Origin of the sequence: Nocardiopsis listeri NBRC 13360 (genome assembly GCF_001570765.1) — a bacterium.
Lineage (GTDB): Bacteria > Actinomycetota > Actinomycetes > Streptosporangiales > Streptosporangiaceae > Nocardiopsis > Nocardiopsis listeri.
Map to the genome: position 1 here is coordinate 73,188 of NZ_BCSH01000022.1, position 17,654 is coordinate 90,841.

Consider the following 17,654-nt stretch of genomic DNA (forward strand, 5'->3'; position numbering starts at 1 on the left):
CGATCCCCGCCCCGGTTCACGGGAGGGCGACGAGGGCTACTGCCCCTCCTCGCCCTCCCCGGCGCCCTCTTCCGCGCCTTCCTCGGTTCCGTCCTCGGCGCCCTCTTCGCCGGTGTCCTCACCGCCGGAGAGAGTGGCCTCACGCTGTTCGTTGACGGCGGCGATCATCTCCTCCTGCTGGGTGGAGGTCAGCCCACTGGTGGACAGGACGGCGTCGGCGTCGATGTTGTACTCCTCGGGGTCGGAGCTGGTGACGTCATAGTCGACCCCGCAGGACAGCTCCAGGGTGCCGCCGGCCTCCAGCGCGCCGGACTCCGAGCACTCCTGATCGCCGAGTTCCTCGTTGGCGAAGGTGACGTCCATGCGCACCAGCACGGTGCCGCTGCCGTTGTCACCGGCGTCGTGCACGGTGCCGGACCAGGTGCAGCTGGGCCCCTCGTCGCAGCTCATGCCGGCCTCGCCGTCCCAGGCCGCCTCGACCCGGGCGTCGCGAGAGGAACCGAGTTCTTCCTCCACGGCGGTGGCCAGGCCGGTGTAGAGCTCCTCCACCGCCGGTTCCTCGGCCTGGGCCAGGTCCAGGCGGACCTGCGGACCGCTCTCGGCTCCCTCGGGGACCAGTTCCTCGATCGCGATGCGCAGGATCTGGTCGGTCTCGGCGTCGATCCACAGCTGGTTGCGCTCACCGGCGAGGTCGACCCGGTAGGCACGCGTGCCGTCCAGGTCCTCCTCCACCGCATCGTCGCTCTCCAGCTCCATCGCCCCGAGGGTCTCGGCCAGAGAGGGCGGAGCGAGCGTGCTGGAGGGGTTGAGCCCGGCCTGCGCGGGCGAGGAACGCACCCAGTTGCCCTCGAAGGCGTCACTGTCGGGGCCGAAGACGCTGCGGTCCAGCCAGAACTCCTCGTCGGCGCGCAGGAACAGCTTGCTGTCCGCGGCGAGTACCTCGGCCTCGGCGCCGTTGACCTGGAAGGTGCCGCGGGTGGCCCCACCGTCGGCGACGGTGAGCTCGGTCTCCTGCACGTCCGCGCCGACACTGGCGGCGATCTGCCCGGTCGCGACCACGGCCGGGTAGTCGGCCAGGGCGGTCAGGGCCTCCTCCAGCAGGGGCGCGGCGTCGACGGGTTCCGCGGTCTCGGTGGCGGGCTCCTCCGCCTCGTCACCGCCACCGGAGCACGCGGCCAGTCCCAGCGCGGCGATGGTTCCCACCGCGGCGAGCGTGAACCGTCCGCCCCTGTGACCCCTATTTCGAGTAACCGGCGCCATCTTGCCTCCTGCCCCCATCGGCTGAGGGGTGCTGATACGAATCGGCGTTGAAGTGAGTCATCGGGGAGGGATCGGGCTCTTGGCGGCCCGGCCCACCGTTCCCCGGCACGTGGTGAATCGGTGCGCGTTCCATCGATGTCCCGGCGTATGCGGGAAGGGACCGTCGCACCGCTCCGAAAGGGTATCGAACCCGGACACGGGTCACTGCCAACAGTGCCACATGCTCACATACACATATCCGACGAACTGGGAGAACCGACGCCCGAAAAGCCCCGTCGCGCCCGTTTCGGCCACAGGGACGGGGCCGACGGGGTCGTGCCCGTCGGCCCCTGGACCACCTCACCGCGTCAACGGATCGAGACCACCACCTCGGCGTTGAGGTCAGGCGTCGACCCGCGGTGAGGTCGTCTCCTCTCCCGGAGGCGTCGGAGAGGAGACCGCTTGCGGCGTTTCCGTGGCCAACGCGTCGAGCTCGTCGAAGGCGTAGGCCGATTCGGCGTGCAACTCGTGATCGAGGCCGTTGGTCTCGACCTCCTCGGGAAGACGGAAGCCGATGATGAGGTCGATCACCTTGGCGATGCCCCACGTGAGGACGAACGTGTAGATCGTGACGCCGAGGACCGAGATGGTCTGGGCGGCCAGGAGGCCCGCGCCCCCGCCGGTGAACAGACCGGCGTCGCCGCCACCGGGCACCGCCGAGGAGGCGAAGAACCCGAGGGCCAGACAGCCGATCACGCCGCCGACCATGTGGAGCCCGACCACGTCCAGGGCGTCGTCGTACTTGAACCGGAACTTGAGGCTGATGGCGTACGCGCACACCGCACCGGACAGGGCACCGACCAGGATCGCGCCGACCGGGGTGACGTTGGCGGCCGACGGGGTGATCGCGACCAGACCGGCGATGGCGCCGGAGGCGAAACCGAGGGCGCTGACCCTGCCGTAGCGGAAGCGCTCGACGAGCATCCACGCGGCGGTGGCGGCGGCGGTGGCGACCTGGGTGTTGACCAGGGCCAGGGCGGCCTGCTCGTTGGCGGCGTAGGCGGAACCGCCGTTGAAACCGAACCAGCCGAACCACAGGAGCGCGACGCCCAGCAGGACGAACGGCAGGTTGTGCGGGCGCGTCGACTCCGAGCCGAAGCCCTTGCGGCGGCCCAGGACCAGGACCAACGCGAGCGCCGCGGCGCCGGCGTTGATGTGGACGGCGGTTCCACCGGCGAAGTCGATGACCTCGGGCAGCCCGGTCCACTCGTGCATACGCGCGACCCAGCCGCCGCCCCAGACCCAGTGGGCGACGGGGAAGTAGACCAGGAGCGCCCACACCGGGGCGAAGAGCAACCAGGCTCCGAACTTGGCGCGGTCTGCGATGGCCCCGCTGATCAGGGCCACGGTGATGACCGCGAACATCAGCTGGAAGCCGGCGTCGACGAGCAGCGGGTAGCCGCCCTCACCATCGGCGGCCGGCTCGACCTCGGTCATGATGTCGGTCAGGCCGGCGTGGTCGAAGCCGCCGATGAACAGGTCCAGGGCGCCGTGGCCGGGAGCGTAGGTCAGCGAGTGCCCGATGAGCACCCACAGGACGCTGACGATCGCGATGCTGCTGAAGCTCATGAGCATCATGTTGAGGACGCTCTTGGCCCGTGACATGCCTCCGTAGAAGAACGCCAGACCCGGGGTCATGAGCATCACCAGTGCGGCGCTCATCAGCAGCCACGCGGTATTGCCAGTGTCGATCATTTCGTCGCCTCCATGGGATGGACGGGGGAGGTCGTCTTTCGACGAGGGCGCCGGTCGGCGAGCGCGTCTTCGGGCACGTCTCGGATCACCACGGCGACAACGGTCCATCTCCGGTGTTTCCCATTGGAGCCCCGTGTGTTGCGCGGGCGTAAAAGGACCGCGTGCGGGGTTACGGGCCGGTGAATCGGATGCGCGAAGAGGCCGGCGCACCCGCGGGTGCGCCGGCCTCTTCGGTGGGTTCGTGCGGGTTCGGGGCTCAGCCCAGGATCGCGTCCACGAAGACCTCGGGGTCGAAGGGCGCCAGGTCGTCGGGGCCCTCCCCCAACCCGACGAGCTTGACCGGAACGCCCAGCTCACGCTGGACCTGGACGATGATGCCGCCCTTGGCGGTGCCGTCGAGCTTGGTCAGGGCGATGCCGGTGACGTTCACGACCTCGGCGAACACCCGTGCCTGGCGCAGGCCGTTCTGTCCGGTGGTCGCGTCCAGGACGAGGAGTACCTCGTCGACCTGGGACTTCTTCTCCACCACGCGCTTGACCTTGCCGAGCTCGTCCATGAGCCCGGTCTTGGTGTGCAAACGTCCGGCCGTATCGATGATGACGGTGTCGACCCCGTCCTCGATTCCACGGGCGACCGCGTCGAAGGCGACGCTGGCGGGGTCGGCGCCCTCCTCCTTGCGCACCACCGGGGCGCCCACCCGGGAACCCCAGGTCTGGAGCTGTTCGCCGGCGGCCGCACGGAAGGTGTCGGCGGCGCCCAGGACCACGCTGCGACCATCGCCGACCAGGGCACGGGCGAGTTTGCCGGTGGTGGTGGTCTTGCCGGTGCCGTTGACGCCCACGACCATGACCACGGCCGGGCGGTCGCCGTGCGGCGTGGTGCGCACGCCCCGGTCGGTGTCAGCACCGATCTGTTCGAGGAGTTCGTTGCGCAGCAGGCCCCGCACCTCCTCGGTGTCACGGGTGCCGAGCACCTTGACCCGGGTGCGCAGGTTCTCCACGATCTGGGTGGCCGAAGTCACACCGATGTCGGCGGTGATCAGCGTGTCCTCGATCTCCTCCCAGGTGTCCTCGTCGAGGTTCTTGGCGGAGAGCAGGTTGAGCAACCCCTGACCGAGGGAGCTCTGGGAGCGGGCCAATCGGGCCCGCAGACGGACCATGCGCCCCTCCGAGGGGGGCGGGGTCTCGATCTCGGGTTCGACGGGGGCGGCCGGGGCCTCTGGTTCGGTCTCCTCCACCGGAGGCGCGTGGGCGGGGGGCGTGCGTACCGTCCCCTCGTCCCGTTCCCGGTCCTCCTCCGGAGCGGGCGCCTTGGGGGTGTCGGTGACCTCGGGCTTGGTCTCCTCCTTGCCCGGCGTGACCGAGCTTCGGGTCCTGACCAGGAAGAACCCGCCGACCACCAGGAGGGCGACGACGACGATGATGCTTACGAGCAAGGTGATGTCCATAGCGTGAGCCAGTCTTCCAGAGTGTCCGACGCGTTCGCATCACGTCCGGTCCACCCGGCACGGCTCGGGACGGCTTTCAGGTGCCGCGATGACGCGTGGTGCGCAGGATGAGCACGAAGAACGGTGCTCCGAGGAAGGCGGTGACCACGCCGATCGGCAGTTCCGCGGGGGCGACGATCGTGCGCGCCACGATGTCGACGATGACGAGGAAGGCGCCGCCGGCCAACACGGTGACCGGCAGGATCGCCCGGTAGTTGGAGCCGACCAGGCGGCGCACGATGTGCGGCACGACGATGCCGACGAATCCGATGAGTCCGCTCACCGACACGGCCGCCGCGGTGGCCAGGGACGCGGCGGCGATGACGACCAGGCGCACCACGGCCGGGTTGAGGCCGAGGCTGACGGCCTTGTCGTCGCCCAGCGCCAGCATGTCCAGCAGGTACCCGGACAGCAACAGCACGGCCAGCCCCACCGCGGCGTAGGGGGCGATGAGCCGCACGTCGTCCCAGCCACCCCGACCGAGGCCGCCGAGCAGCCACGCGTAGATGCGTTGGAGCTGGTCGATGCCCATCTGTTGGACGAGGGTCTGCGCCGCGGACAGGAAGGAGGAGACGGCCACCCCGGCGAGCACGAGAGCGGCGGTGCCCCCTCCCCCGGCGGTGGAACCGAGCGCGTAGGCGGCGGCCACCCCCAGGAGCGCGCCGACGAAGGCCGCCACGGGGACCAGCGCACGGGGGTCGGCGACGAGGTCGCCGCCGAACACCATGACCATGGTGGCTCCCAGCCCGGCGCCGGCGGCGGCACCGAGCAGGAAGGGATCGGCCAGCGGGTTGCGGAAGACCCCTTGGTAGGCGCCGCCCGCGGTGGCCAGGAGCGCGCCGACGATCGCGCCCATCACCACGCGGGGCAGGCGCAGCTCCATGAGCAGCGCCTCCTGCCGTTCGGTCAGGGGTGACTCCACCCAGCCGAACGGCAGGAGGCCGACGAAGTGGCGGAGGATGTCGCCGGCGGTCAGGGAGGCCGCCCCGGCCGAGACGCCGAACACCGCGGCCGCGCACAGCACGGCCACGCCTCCCAGCAACCACCCGAACGGGACCCCGAAGCCCTTCACCGCTCTACATCCACCTTTCGCTGTTGTGTCCAGAACCTGAGCAACAGGGGGTTGTCGTTCGGGCGCCGTCAGGGTCCCGGAGGTGCCGCTGTGTTCCCTTCAACCCATTCCTGACTCCCAGGCGCCCGAACACGCCAAAGCGCCGGCGGAGGCGCAAAACTACCGATCCGCGCTCTGCTGGACGGCTTCGCCGACGGCCTCGGCGAAGTCGACCACGCGCGGCCCCCAGCGGGAGGAGGTGTCCTCGTCGAGCAGGTGCACCGCGTCGTTCTCGACCGCGGTGACGGTGTCGAAGGCGGGGCGTTCGGTCACGTCCTCTACGGCGGACTCGTCGCCGTAGGACAGGAAGATCAGGTCCGGGTTCTCCTCCACAACGAACTCGGTGGACAGTTGCGGGTAGCCGCCGCTCTCGGTGTCGTCCGTCTGGTCGGCGATGTTCACCAGGCCGAACGCGTCGTAGACCTGGCCGACGAAGGTGGCGGAGGTGACGGAGAACAGGGTGTCGTCGAGCTCGTGGTAGAAGGTGAGCTCGGTGTCGCCCAGAGCGCCGCAGGCCTCCTCGACGACGGTGTTGAACTCGGATTCGACCCGGTCGGCCTCCGCGTCGGCCTCCGCCGTCTTGCCGGTGACCTCGCCGAGCAGGCGGATCTGGGCGTAGACGTCCTCCAGGTCGGCGGCGTCGCCCAGCACGAGCGTGGGGATGTCCACGGCGTCGAGCTGCTCCACGCTGTCGATGGCGTTGTCGGAGAGGATGACCAGGTCGGGGTCGTACTCGCTGATGGCCTCGACGCTGGGGGTGTAGCCGCTGAGGTCCGTGGTGGGGGCCTCTTCGGGGTAGTAGGAGTACTCGTCGACCGCCTCGACCTGATCGCCGGCGTCGATGGCGAAGAGGGACTCAGTGGTGCTGGGGGAGAGCGAGACGATGCGCTCGGGCGCCTCTTCCAGGGTGACCTCGCCGACGGAGTCGTCGACGGTGACCGGGAAGGTGCCGTCACCGATCTCGGTGCGCTCGGCGGGCTCGGGGACACCGCACTCCGCCGACGCGGTCTCGGTGGTCTCCTCCGTGCTCTCCGGTTCGGGGTCGTCCGTACCGCAGGCGGTGAGGGCGAGCGTGGCGCCCAAGAGGGCGAGGGGAAGCTGGCGGGCGATCCGCACGGTGCTCCTTCGAGTGCGTGCGGGGAGGAACACGGCCCAGATCGGGACGGCCGGTCCTTCCCACGAGGACAGGGGACGTCGGCGTCGACGAGGCGACCTGGCTCGTCCCCGCGCTCGGCGGGGCATCACAGTTGCGGGACAGCGCCGGATCCGGCGGCCGGATGTGGCCGCCTGCCGGACTTCGCTCGATCGACACCGGCTGGTACCGGCCCGGGTGGGTCGGCACAGCGCGTCCAACTCTACTGCGCGGCACTTCGGCCCCGACTGGGGCGTGTGCACCCGCTCCGACCTGCGTGTCCTTCATTACGGAAGATCGTTTTCGTGAAACGGTCACCTTCCGACCCCGGAAACCAGCCCAACCGCTTTAATGAATATTAATACGGAATGAGCCTTACGTCCGTTTTGTAAACCATTGCAGCACCGAAGGAAACTCACGACACTTCGGCACGCCATGTGGCCATATTGAGTCCGAACGAACATTGACACCCCACATCGCACACGGAAATGATCTCGTTGCCATGCGCGCCGATCCTCCTAATACGGACACTTCCGGCGTATCCCCCGTGTGTGCACTCCATGCCCGGTGGGTCGTCGCTTCCCCCGCTGTCCTGAGGCGCGCACGAGAAGGGATGTGTTGACAAGGTGGCACCCCACCGATCACGCCTGGCCCCACTGGCCGGGTTGACACTCATCGCCGGCCTGGTGGCGGCCACACCCGCGGGCGCGGACGAGGAACAAGGGCTCGCGCCCCTGCACCCCGCCCCCACCGCGGGCAACGGCGAGCTCACCCACCAGGTCCAGGACCTGTGGTTCATCGAACTCGAGGGCCCGCCCACCACCGAGGGCGCCGCCCTCTCCCGTGTAGACGACGAACACACCGAATTCCACGCCGAGGCCCGAGAACACGGCCTCGATTACACCGAACGCCACTCCTTCACCGAATTGTGGAACGGCGTCTCCGTGGAGATGGAGGACGATCAGGTCGGAACGGCCCGGGAGATCCCCGGTGTGGCCGCCATCCACCCGGTCATGCGGCACGAGATCCCCGAGATCGCCGACAACGAACCCGAGATGGACACGGCCCTGGGCATGACCGGCGCCGACATCGCGCAGAGCGAGCTCGGTCTGACCGGCGAGGGACTGCGCGTGGCCATCATGGACACCGGAGTCGACTACACCCACCCCGACCTGGGCGGCCCCGGCGGCTTCCCGTCCGAGCGCGTGGTGACCGGCCACGACTTCGTCGGCGACGACTTCAACGCCGGCGACCCCGAGAACGCCGAACCGATCCCCGACGACGACCCACAGGACTGCAACGGGCACGGCACCCACGTCGCCGGCATCGTCGGCGCCCAGGGCCAGGTCACCGGCGTGGCTCCCGACGTGGAGTTCGGCGCCTACAAGGTGTTCGGCTGCGCCGGTTCCACCACGTCCGACATCATGATCGCCGCCATGGAGCAGGCCCTGGCCGACGACATGGACGTGCTCAACATGAGCATCGGCTCCGCGCACTCCTGGCCGCAGTACCCGACCGCCGTCGCCTCCGACCGACTGGTCGACGAGGGCATGGTCGTGGTCGCCTCCATCGGCAACGAGGGCGACACCGGCCTGTACTCCGCGGGCGCACCCGGCCTGGGCGAGAACGTCATCGGTGTGGCCGCCTACGACAACACGCACATCCGCGCGGCCGCCGCCGAGGTCACCCAGAGCGGCGAGACCGTCGCCTACATGGAGATGGACGACGCCCCGCTTCCGCCGACGTCCGGGGAGACCGACGAGATCGTGAACATCGGCCGTGGCTGTCTGGCCGCGGGCGACGAACTCGAAGGCGACCCCGAGGGCAAGACCGCGCTGATGATCCGCGGCGAGTGCACCTTCACCGAGAAGTACGACGCCGCCGTCGACGCGGGTGCCACCGGTGTCGTGGTCTACAACAACCTGCCCGGCATGTTCGCGGGCGGCGGCATCGTCGACCGCGGCGCCTTCTCCGTCGGTGTCTCCGACCAGTCCGGCGCGCACATCCTGGAGCTCCTGGAGTCCGGCGAGAGCGTCACCCTGACCTGGACCGGGGAGGAGACCACCATCCCGAACCCGACCGGCGGGCTGATCAGCGGCTTCAGCTCCTACGGCCTGGGCGCCGACCTGTCCTTGAAGCCGGACATCGGCGCACCGGGTGGTCTCATCAACTCCACCTATCCCATGGCCAAGGGCGGCTACGCCACGGTCAGCGGCACCTCGATGTCGTCCCCGCACGTCGCGGGCGGCGTCGCGTTGGTCCTGGAGTCCCGGCCCGACCTGGACGCCCACCACGTACGCGACGTGTTGCAGAACTCCGCGGACCCGACCATGTGGTGGGGCGACCCGGACATGGGCGTGCTCGACAACGTCCACCGTCAGGGCGCCGGCATGATCGACCTGCCCGGAGCCGTGGAGGCGACCACCTCGCTGTCCCCCGGCAAGCTCGGCCTGGGCGCCACCGAGGGGCCCGTGACCGAGACCGTCACCATCACCAACGACGGCGACACCGAGGCCACCTACGCGATCGAGCACGAGCCCGCGCTGGGCACCCACGGCGACACGTTCGCTCCGCAGTTCAACGACACCTACGCCGAGGCCTTGTTCAGTGAGGACGAGGTGACGGTGCCGGCCGGCGGTTCGGTCTCCGTCGACGTGACCGTCACTCCGCCCGCCGACGACCTCGACCAGATGATCTACGGCGGCTACGTCAAGGTCACCGAGGGCGAGGGCGACACGCACCGTGTGCCCTACGCCGCCTACAACGGCGACTACCAGGCGATCGACGCCATGACCCCGATCACCGACGGCGACGGCGACACGCACGAGCTTCCGTGGCTGACCAAGATCACCGAGTGCGAGGCGTTCTTCGGCCTGGACTGCGCCGGCGACGGTGGCGGGTACGAGAACCGGCCCGAGGGCGCCACCTACTCCCTGGGCTGGGTGGACGGTCTGCCGGACGTGCCGTACGTGATCGCCCACTTCGACCACCACGTCACCAAGCTGGAGATGACCGTGGTCGACGAGCGCACCGGCCGCCCGGTCCACCCGGACCGCAACATCGCCCTGTCGGTCGACCAGGTCAACCGCAGCGCGACCCCCACGGCGTTCTTCGCCTACGCCTGGGACGGCACCGTGACGGACTCGCACGGCCGGGTCACCGACGTGCGCGACGGTGACTACCGTCTGGAGGCCCGGGCGCTGAAGGCGCTCGGCGACCCGGACGATCCGGATCATTGGGAGGACTGGACCTCCCCGGTCATCACCATCGACCGAGGCTGACCCCGGTCGCCTCTTCGGGGCCGCTCTCCCACCGGGAGGGCGGCCCCTCGTGTCCACCCACGGCCGAGGCACCGGCGGGGCGTACACTGCCCGGACCGGGCGAAACCCCCCGGTTCCCCACCTTCGGTAAGGACCCACCCATGGCCGGTTTCTTCGACCGTTTCCGCGCTCCCGACCCCACCCCCTTCCGCAGGGAGCTCGACCGGGCGGGATACGAGGAAGTGCTCGGCCACATCCGGAAGGGCCACACGATCCACGCGATCAAGGTCGTCCGTGAACACACCGGCATGGGGCTGGTCGAGGCCAAGAACCTCGCCGAGGCCATCGAAGCGGGTCGTTGGAGTCCGGCCGGGCCCGCGGACGGTCAGAGCCTGGCCGACCGGACCCGCGAGCTGTTGGCACTGGACCGTGTCGCCGACGCCGTGCTGCTGGTCGCGAAGGAGACCGGCATGAGCGAGGACGAGGCCTCACGCTTCATCGGCGCCCTCGACCGCTGAGTCGGACGTGCGGACCCGCTCGGGTCATGAGGTCGGACGTACGAGCTTTTGGCTGATCACCTGGGAGATGCCATCGCCCTGCATGGTGACGCCGTACAGGGCGTCGGCCGCCTCCATCGTGCGCTTTTGGTGGGTGATCACGATGAGCTGCGACGACTCCCGCAGCTCCTCGAAGATCACCAGCAGCCGCTGCAGGTTGGTGTCGTCCAGGGCCGCCTCGACCTCGTCCATCACGTAGAAGGGCGACGGGCGCGCCTTGAAGATCGCGGCGAGGAACGCCACCGCGGTCAGTGAACGCTCACCGCCCGACAGCAGCGACAGTCGCTTGACCTTCTTGCCCGGCGGACGGGCCTCCACCTCGATCCCGGTGGTCAGCATGTCCTCCGGCGTGGTGAGCACCAGCCTGCCCTCACCACCGGGGAACAGACGGCCGAAGATCGCCGCGAACTCGCGTTCCACGTCCAGGTAGGCGGAGGAGAACACCTCCTGCACCCTGGCGTCGACCTCGGCGACGATGTCCATCAGGTCGCGACGGGTCTTCTTCAGGTCCTCCAACTGCGCGTTGAGGAACGCGTGCCGCTCCTCCAGCGCCGCGAACTCCTCCAGGGCCAGCGGGTTGATCTTGCCGAGCTGGTTGAGCCGTCGTTCGGCCGTCTTGAGGCGCTTGGCCTGCACCTCGCGCACGTACGGCAACGGGACCGCGTCCTCGTCGGCGTCCGCGGGCGGCGGCACCGGCACGCGTGGACCGTACTCGGCGACGAGCGTGGGCACGTCCACGCCCAGCTCCTCCATGGCCTTGGTCTCCATCTGCTCCAGGCGCAGCCGACGCTCGGCACGGGCCACCTCGCCACTGTGCGCGGAACTGGTGAGCTTCTCCATCTCCACGGAGAGCTCGCGCACGCGGGCCCGCACCGTCTTGAGCTCGCCGTCGCGCGCCTCGCGTTCGGCCTCGGCGGTGGCGCGTTCGGTCTCGGCGGTGGCCGCCGACACGGCGATGCGCTCCAGGGCCAAGCGGGCGCTCTCGGCGACAGCCCGGGCGACGGTGGCCTGGGCGACCCGGTCGCGACGGCGCTCGGCCTCGCGTTCGACGGCCCGACGTTCCTCCGCGGCCTGGGCGAGCAACGCGTCGGCCCGACCGGCGATGGACCTGGCGCGTTCCTCGGCGGTGCGCACCGACAGTCGGCGTTCCATTTCGGTGGCGCGGGCTCGGGAGGCCAGGTCGGCGAGTTCGTCGCGATGGTCGGCGTCGGGCGCCTCCTCCTCCACGGCGGCGGTGATCTCCTCCGCCTCGGCCAGCTCGGCCTCCATGACCTCCAGCTTCAGGACGTCCTCGTCGCGCGCGGCGCCGGCCTTGGCCGCGGCCGCCTGGTAGCGCTCGGACTCGGCCTCGGCCGAACGCGCCTGCCCGCCGAGCTTGCCCAGACGCTGGGCGGATTCGTTGCGCTTGCGATCGCTCTGCTTGCGTCGAGCGGTGAGTTCCTCGGCGGCCCGGGCGATGTCGGCGCGGTCGCGCTTGGCGGCGTCCAGGTCCACGGCCACCCGTTTGGCGGTCTCGGTGGCGGTCTCCAGGCGCTCGGCGGCCTCGTCGACCGCGGCCTGGACCTCCAACAGGCTGGGCGCCGCCGCGGTGCCTCCGTGCACCATCTCTGTGGCGAACACGTCTCCCTCGGGGGTGACGGCCCGCACCCCGGGCAGGGCGGCGACCAGGTCCAGGGCCGCGCGGGCGTCGGAGGCCAACGCCACCCGGTCCAGCAACGCGGTGACGGCACCGGTCAGGTCGTCGGGCGCGGTGACGGCGTCGGCGGCGTAGCGAACGCCCGGGGGCAGGGCGGGCCAGGCGGCGCGTTCGGTGGAGGGCACGGTGCGGGAGACGACGATTCCGGCACGTCCGGCGTCCTGGGACTTGAGCAGTTCCAGGGCGGCCATGGCGCTGTCGTGGTCGGTCACGGCCACCGCGCCGGCGGCCACCCCGAACGCGGCGGCCACGGCGGTCTCGTGTCCGGGTTCGACCTGGACCAGGGCGGCCAGGCCACCGAGCATGCCGGGAAGGTTCGCGGCCAGCAGGGTGCCCGCGCCGTCCTTGTGCGCCAGCCCCAGCTCCAGGGCCTCCTTGCGGGCGGCCAGCGCGGCGCGCTCGCCCTCGGCGGTGCGTTCGGCGTCGCGGAGCCGGTTGAGTTCGGCGTCCGCCGCGGACAGGCTCTGGGTGAACCGTTCCTGGGTCTGGTCGAGTTCGGCGTCGCCCTCGTCGAGTCCGGCGGACTCCTCGGCGGCCATCTCGTACTCGGTCTGGGCCCGGGCGGCGCGTTCGGCGGCCTGGGCGGCGGCCTCCTCCAAACGGGCGATCTCCGATCCGTGGGAGGCCAGACGACCGCGCAGACCCTCCACCCGCGCGGACAGGCGAACGAGGCCCTCACGGCGTTCGGCGGAGGCTCGGGAGGCGGCCTCCAACCGGCGTTCCTCCCGGTGCAGGGAGTCCTCCGCGGCGGCGCGTTCGGTGACGCTCGCCTCCAGGACCTCTCGCGCCTCCTCCAGACGGGTTTGCAGCTCCTCCTCCTGGGCGGCGGCCTCCTCGGCCTCCATCTCCAGTTCCTCGGGGTCGCGGCGGCCCACGACCTCACCCTGTACCGCGACCAGGTTCTGGTGGCGTTCGGTGGCCAGACCGCGCACGGCGTCGAGGCGTTCGGTGAGACGGGAGAGAGCGTGGTAGGTGTCGTTGGCCCTGACCAGGTTCGGGGCGGCGGCGGTGGACTGTGCCTCCAGCTCGGCCTCGCGTCCCTGGGCCCGTTCGAGGGAGGCCTCGGTGGCGCCGCGTCGTTGGAGGACGTCCTTCTCGTCGGCCTCCTCCTTGGCGAGCTTGTCGGTGAGGGTGACGATGTCGTCGGCGAGGAGGCGCAGGCGGGCGTCGCGCAGGTCGGCCTGGATGACGGCGGCCTTGCGGGCGAGTTCGGCCTGGCGGCCCAGGGGTTTGAGCTGGCGGCGCAGTTCGGCGGTGAGGTCGGTGACGCGGTCCAGGTTGCCCTGCATCGCGTTGAGCTTGCGGATCGCCTTCTCTTTGCGTTTGCGGTGCTTGAGGATGCCCGCGGCCTCCTCGATGAGGGCACGGCGTTCCTCGGGGCCGGCGTGCAGCACGGTGTCCAGCTGGCCCTGACCCACGATGACGTGCATCTCCCGGCCGATTCCGGAGTCGCTGAGCAGGTCCTGGATGTCCAGCAGACGACAGGTGTCGCCGTTGATCGCGTACTCGGAGCCGCCGTTGCGGAACATCGTCCGCTTGATGGTGACCTCGGTGTAGTCGATCGGCAGCGCGCCGTCGGTGTTGTCGATGGTGAGACTGACCTCGGCACGTCCCAGCGCCTGGCGGGTGGAGGTGCCCGCGAAGATCACGTCCTCCATCTTGCCGCCGCGCAGCGACTTGGCCCCCTGCTCGCCCATCACCCAGGACAGGGCGTCGACGACGTTGGACTTACCCGAACCGTTGGGCCCCACCACGCAGGTGATCCCCGGTTCGAATCGAAGGGTGGTGGCCGACGCGAACGACTTGAAGCCGCGCAACGTCAGATTCTTCAGGTACACCCACACCTCCCACGACGGTCACCGTTCTCGCCACGGGCGGTCGCCACGAGGCCGACAACAAGGGTGCCACGAAGCGGTGACCGAAGGGTGATGTTAGGTGCTTCCGACCCCGATGAACTGCGACACCGCGCGCACGGATCCGCTTACCAGTGAGGTTCTCGGGTCTGGGACACGGCCGCAGAACCGGCACGGCCGGGGGGTCGACATCCAAAGGAATGTCCGGCGGACACACAGGGTTACCCTTCGGCCCGCCGGGTACAACGCTTAAAGACGCCGCCAAGGGAAGGAAAAATTCAGCGGCGGAAGCACGGGTGGTCGATCCGGCCAGGGACGCCAGTGATGTTGTCGGCGTCCCCGTCTGTGGATCGACAGATCTCGTTCGCACCCACCCGTGCGGGCTACGAACGTGGTGTTGTGGTTCAGGCGAGCGCGGGCTCGCGGTCGGTCGCGCTGGTGGCGACGTCGGTGACGGCCATGCTGAGCTGGTCGTTCTGTGCCTGAAGACGACCGATCTCGTCCTCGAGGTCGCGTACCCGCTTCTGAAGCCGTCGCATCTCCGAAACCATTCGAGGGTCGGAGCCGCCGACGTGGCCGAACAGAGCCTTCGCCATGATGTGGGTCCTCCACGCTGAGTGACCAGTGGTTGTGCGCACGTGCGACATCCCGTGTAATGAAACGACCGTGGGTCGTGTGTCACGGGTGGTTGATGCGCGATGTGTCTTTAAGAGTCTCACCATGCGCGCCGCTGGTCAAGATTGGATTACAACAGTCCGTAACTGCCACTGCCCGGCCGTAGGGGCTCAAGGCACGTGGTTTCGCACGATCCGAATCGGTCCACCCCCGGTGCCGCGACCGGCCGGTGACGACGTGGCTCTCACACCCGGCGCCCTGGCCCGCGATCACCGTCCACGGCCATGGTGCGCCGTTCTACGGTGGATGATTCGTACCGCGTTACCCTTCCAGTCTACTCAACGCTCGACGAAACCATCGAAGGAACCCCCTGGCGGGGACCAACGTTCGATCACGGAATCCACACGACCGGGTGTTCCACCGCCTCTGAGGTGCTCCAGAAGGCGTTCACAGTCGGTCCGGGAACCCTCCGCCACGACCTCCACGCGACCGTCGTCGAGGTTGGTCGCGGCTCCGGTCAGTCCGATCTCCAGCGCCCGAGACCGCGTCCACCAGCGGAAACCCACCCCCTGCACCCGACCGCGCACCCACGCGGTCAGCCGGACGGATTCACTGCGTTCTCCCATGGCCGGGCAACCCCCTTACCTCGCGGCGACAGTTTCCTCACCGACACGCCCCATCACCCTCCCCTGAGGCGACGCGGACCGCTTTCCGCCCCTGAACAGGGGACTTCTCCAGAGAAGCTCAGGCCCCGGAACGGGGCGCCCGCTGACAGCTCGGGCAGCTGAACGAGGAACGGTTCATGAACGCCTCGCGCACGATCGCGGTCCCACAACGTCCGCACGGCCGGTCCCGCCGGCCGTACGCGTTCAGCCCGCGCTCGAAGTAGCCGCTCTCCCCGTTGACGTCGACGTACAACCCGTCGAACGTGGTGCCGCCGACCTCCAGCGCCTCCGTCATCACCTCGGTGACGTGTCCGAGCAGCTCCAACGCCTGGGCGTTGGTCAACCCCCGGGTCGATCGCGCCCAGTGCAGACGGGAACGCCACAGCGCCTCGTCGGCGTAGATGTTTCCCACACCGCTGATCAGCGACTGGTCGAGCAGGGCCCGCTTGACCTCGGTCCGTTTGGCCCGCAGCGCCCGCACGAACGCCTCGGGGACGAACTCCGGGTCCAGGGGGTCCAGGGCGATGTGGTCCACCGAGACCGGCACGTCGACCCGTTCCCCCGGCTCGTCCACCAGCAGGTGGCCGAAGGTGCGCTGGTCGACGAAGCGCAGCTCCTGCCCGTCGGACAGCGGCAACCGCACGCGCAGGTGCTTCTCGTCCGGTTTTCCCCGTGGCTGCACCAGCATCTGTCCACTCATGCCCAAGTGGGTCAGCAGCATCTCGCCGCTGTCCAGCACCAGCCACATGTACTTGCCGCGTCGACGCACCGCCGTCGGGGTGCGATCCGCCAGCCGGCCGACGAAGTCCGCGGGCCCGGGCACGTGGCGGCGGATCGAACGCGGGTGCAGCACCTCCACGGCACCGATCCGACGACCCACCGCGTGCTCGTCGAGACCACGCCGTACGACCTCGACCTCGGGAAGTTCGGGCACGGGTCAACCACGCCCCTTCGTCTTGTTGGTCTGTACCTTGCCGCCCTGGGACCTGGCGGGGACCTCCCCGTCCTGGGCGGCGCCCTGATCCGAGCGGGCGCGGATGGCCTTCCAGGCCGACTCCGCGGCCTGCTGCTCGGCCTCCTTCTTGCTGCGCCCCTCACCCAGCCCGTGGCTCTCCCCGGCCACTCGCACGGTGGCGCGGAAGGTCTTCTGGTGGTCGGGGCCGCTCTCGTCCACGTGGTACTCGGGCACGCCGAGCATCTCCGCGGCGGTGAGCTCCTGCAAAGACGTCTTCCAGTCCAGACCGGCACCCAGCCCCGACGCGGTCGCGATGAGCGGATCGAAGAGGCGGTGCACGAACTCCGAGGCCACGTCCAGGCCACGGTCCAGGTAGACCGCGCCGATGATGGCCTCCAGGGTGTCGGCGAGGATCGAGGACTTGTCCCGGCCCCCGGTGCCCTCCTCACCTCGGCCCAGGCGGATGTACTGACCGATGCCCAATCCGCGGGCCACGTCGGCGAGGGCGCGCATGTTCACCACCGCCGCGCGCAGCTTGGCGAGCTGGCCCTCCGGCAGGTCCGGGTGCTTGCGGAACAGGGTGTCGGTGACCACCAGGCCCAGAACGGAGTCACCGAGGAACTCCAGTCGCTCGTTGGTGGGCAGGCCGCCCTTCTCATAGGCGTAGGAACGGTGGGTGAGGGCTCGAAGCAGGATCTTGGGGTCGACCTCGACCCCGATCGCCCTGTGGAACGACTTCGTCTCGGATGCGGAGAGTTGACTGGCCACGCGGGTTCGCTTCCCTGGTTCGGGCGCGCCGGAGCGCGCGGATGCTGTGGGGATCCCTCGGCCCGTCCTGGACGCTCGAAAACGAGGTGATCGTCGCGGGAGCACGCGCTCCCCCGGCGGCCACCACGATCTCGGGAGCCACTGCGGACCCGGAACCCTCCGGTGTCGAGGGTGCCACGGAAGAGGACTTCCTCGGCCGTACGAGATCACTCTACAAAGACCGGACGACACCGAGGCTCCCAATCCCCTCCTGGACAGCACAACGGGGCGGATCCCCGATGGGTTCCGCCCCGTTCGCGTGTTCGTCGAAGACCGGGATCGGGCGCATGCCGCCCGGGGCCGGTACATCGTTACGCCGGGTTCGTGACCTGGCGGTTGTTGTAGGTACCGCAGCTCGGGCACGCGATGTGGGGCTGCTTCGGGTCACGGCAGCGCGGGCAGTTGACCAGCACCGGGCGCGACGCCTTCCACTGGGAACGGCGGGTCCGGGTGTTGCTCCGCGACATCTTCCGCTTCGGGACGGCCACTTCAATCCTCCTGGGTCACCCCCGCGCGGTCGCGG

General features: G+C 69.7%; 13 protein-coding genes. 2 read left to right on the top strand and 11 right to left on the bottom strand.

Annotation, left to right across the window (positions count from 1 at the left end; all coding sequences use genetic code 11):
- Nucleotides 1-36: 36 nt before the first annotated feature.
- The 5 genes from NLI01S_RS08295 to NLI01S_RS08315 all read right to left on the bottom strand — a co-directional run bounded on the left by NLI01S_RS08295 (nucleotide 37) and on the right by NLI01S_RS08315 (nucleotide 6,707).
- The gene (locus NLI01S_RS08295) at nucleotides 37-1,260 is read right to left on the bottom strand and encodes a hypothetical protein (RefSeq protein WP_067601816.1); all 1,224 of its coding nucleotides are present in this window, start codon (nucleotides 1,258-1,260) and stop codon (nucleotides 37-39) included.
- Between the two features lie 381 nt (nucleotides 1,261-1,641).
- Complete coding sequence (locus tag NLI01S_RS08300; protein ID WP_067601818.1) at nucleotides 1,642-2,994, bottom strand: ammonium transporter; 1,353 nt, start codon at nucleotides 2,992-2,994, stop codon at nucleotides 1,642-1,644.
- Between the two features lie 256 nt (nucleotides 2,995-3,250).
- The gene (gene ftsY / locus NLI01S_RS08305; protein WP_067601819.1) at nucleotides 3,251-4,441 is read right to left on the bottom strand and encodes a signal recognition particle-docking protein FtsY; all 1,191 of its coding nucleotides are present in this window, start codon (nucleotides 4,439-4,441) and stop codon (nucleotides 3,251-3,253) included.
- Between the two features lie 76 nt (nucleotides 4,442-4,517).
- Nucleotides 4,518-5,552: a FecCD family ABC transporter permease gene (locus NLI01S_RS08310; protein ID WP_067601820.1), complete on the bottom strand. Its 1,035-nt coding sequence runs from the start codon at nucleotides 5,550-5,552 to the stop codon at nucleotides 4,518-4,520.
- A gap of 159 nt (nucleotides 5,553-5,711) precedes the next feature.
- Nucleotides 5,712-6,707 (bottom strand): ABC transporter substrate-binding protein, encoded by a 996-nt coding sequence (locus NLI01S_RS08315; protein WP_067601822.1) that lies wholly within the window; start codon nucleotides 6,705-6,707, stop codon nucleotides 5,712-5,714.
- 642 nt (nucleotides 6,708-7,349) lie between these two features.
- On the opposite strand from NLI01S_RS08315, the gene NLI01S_RS08320 reads away from it, so the two are divergent.
- Nucleotides 7,350-10,004, top strand: a complete 2,655-nt coding sequence (locus NLI01S_RS08320) for a S8 family serine peptidase (protein ID WP_067601825.1) — start codon at nucleotides 7,350-7,352, stop codon at nucleotides 10,002-10,004.
- Nucleotides 10,005-10,144: 140 nt separating this feature from the next.
- Nucleotides 10,145-10,501 (top strand): ribosomal protein L7/L12, encoded by a 357-nt coding sequence (locus NLI01S_RS08325; protein WP_067601828.1) that lies wholly within the window; start codon nucleotides 10,145-10,147, stop codon nucleotides 10,499-10,501.
- 24 nt (nucleotides 10,502-10,525) lie between these two features.
- Here NLI01S_RS08325 and smc read toward each other — a convergent pair whose 3' ends face one another.
- From smc to rpmF, 6 genes are all read right to left on the bottom strand, one after another.
- Nucleotides 10,526-14,074 (bottom strand): chromosome segregation protein SMC, encoded by a 3,549-nt coding sequence (gene smc, locus NLI01S_RS08330; protein WP_067601831.1) that lies wholly within the window; start codon nucleotides 14,072-14,074, stop codon nucleotides 10,526-10,528.
- A 419-nt stretch (nucleotides 14,075-14,493) separates the two neighbouring features.
- Nucleotides 14,494-14,685, bottom strand: a complete 192-nt coding sequence (locus NLI01S_RS08335) for a hypothetical protein (RefSeq protein WP_067601834.1) — start codon at nucleotides 14,683-14,685, stop codon at nucleotides 14,494-14,496.
- Between the two features lie 357 nt (nucleotides 14,686-15,042).
- Complete coding sequence (locus tag NLI01S_RS08340) at nucleotides 15,043-15,330, bottom strand: acylphosphatase (RefSeq protein ID WP_067601838.1); 288 nt, start codon at nucleotides 15,328-15,330, stop codon at nucleotides 15,043-15,045.
- Between the two features lie 118 nt (nucleotides 15,331-15,448).
- On the bottom strand, nucleotides 15,449-16,303 hold the full coding sequence (mutM, locus tag NLI01S_RS08345) for a bifunctional DNA-formamidopyrimidine glycosylase/DNA-(apurinic or apyrimidinic site) lyase (protein WP_067601841.1): 855 nt from the start codon (nucleotides 16,301-16,303) through the stop codon (nucleotides 15,449-15,451).
- Between the two features lie 3 nt (nucleotides 16,304-16,306).
- Nucleotides 16,307-17,092, bottom strand: coding sequence for a ribonuclease III (rnc, locus tag NLI01S_RS08350; protein WP_067601843.1), 786 nt, complete (start codon nucleotides 17,090-17,092; stop codon nucleotides 16,307-16,309).
- 350 nt (nucleotides 17,093-17,442) lie between these two features.
- Nucleotides 17,443-17,619, bottom strand: a complete 177-nt coding sequence (rpmF, locus tag NLI01S_RS08355; RefSeq protein WP_067601846.1) for a 50S ribosomal protein L32 — start codon at nucleotides 17,617-17,619, stop codon at nucleotides 17,443-17,445.
- Between the last annotated feature and the right edge of the window lie 35 nt (nucleotides 17,620-17,654).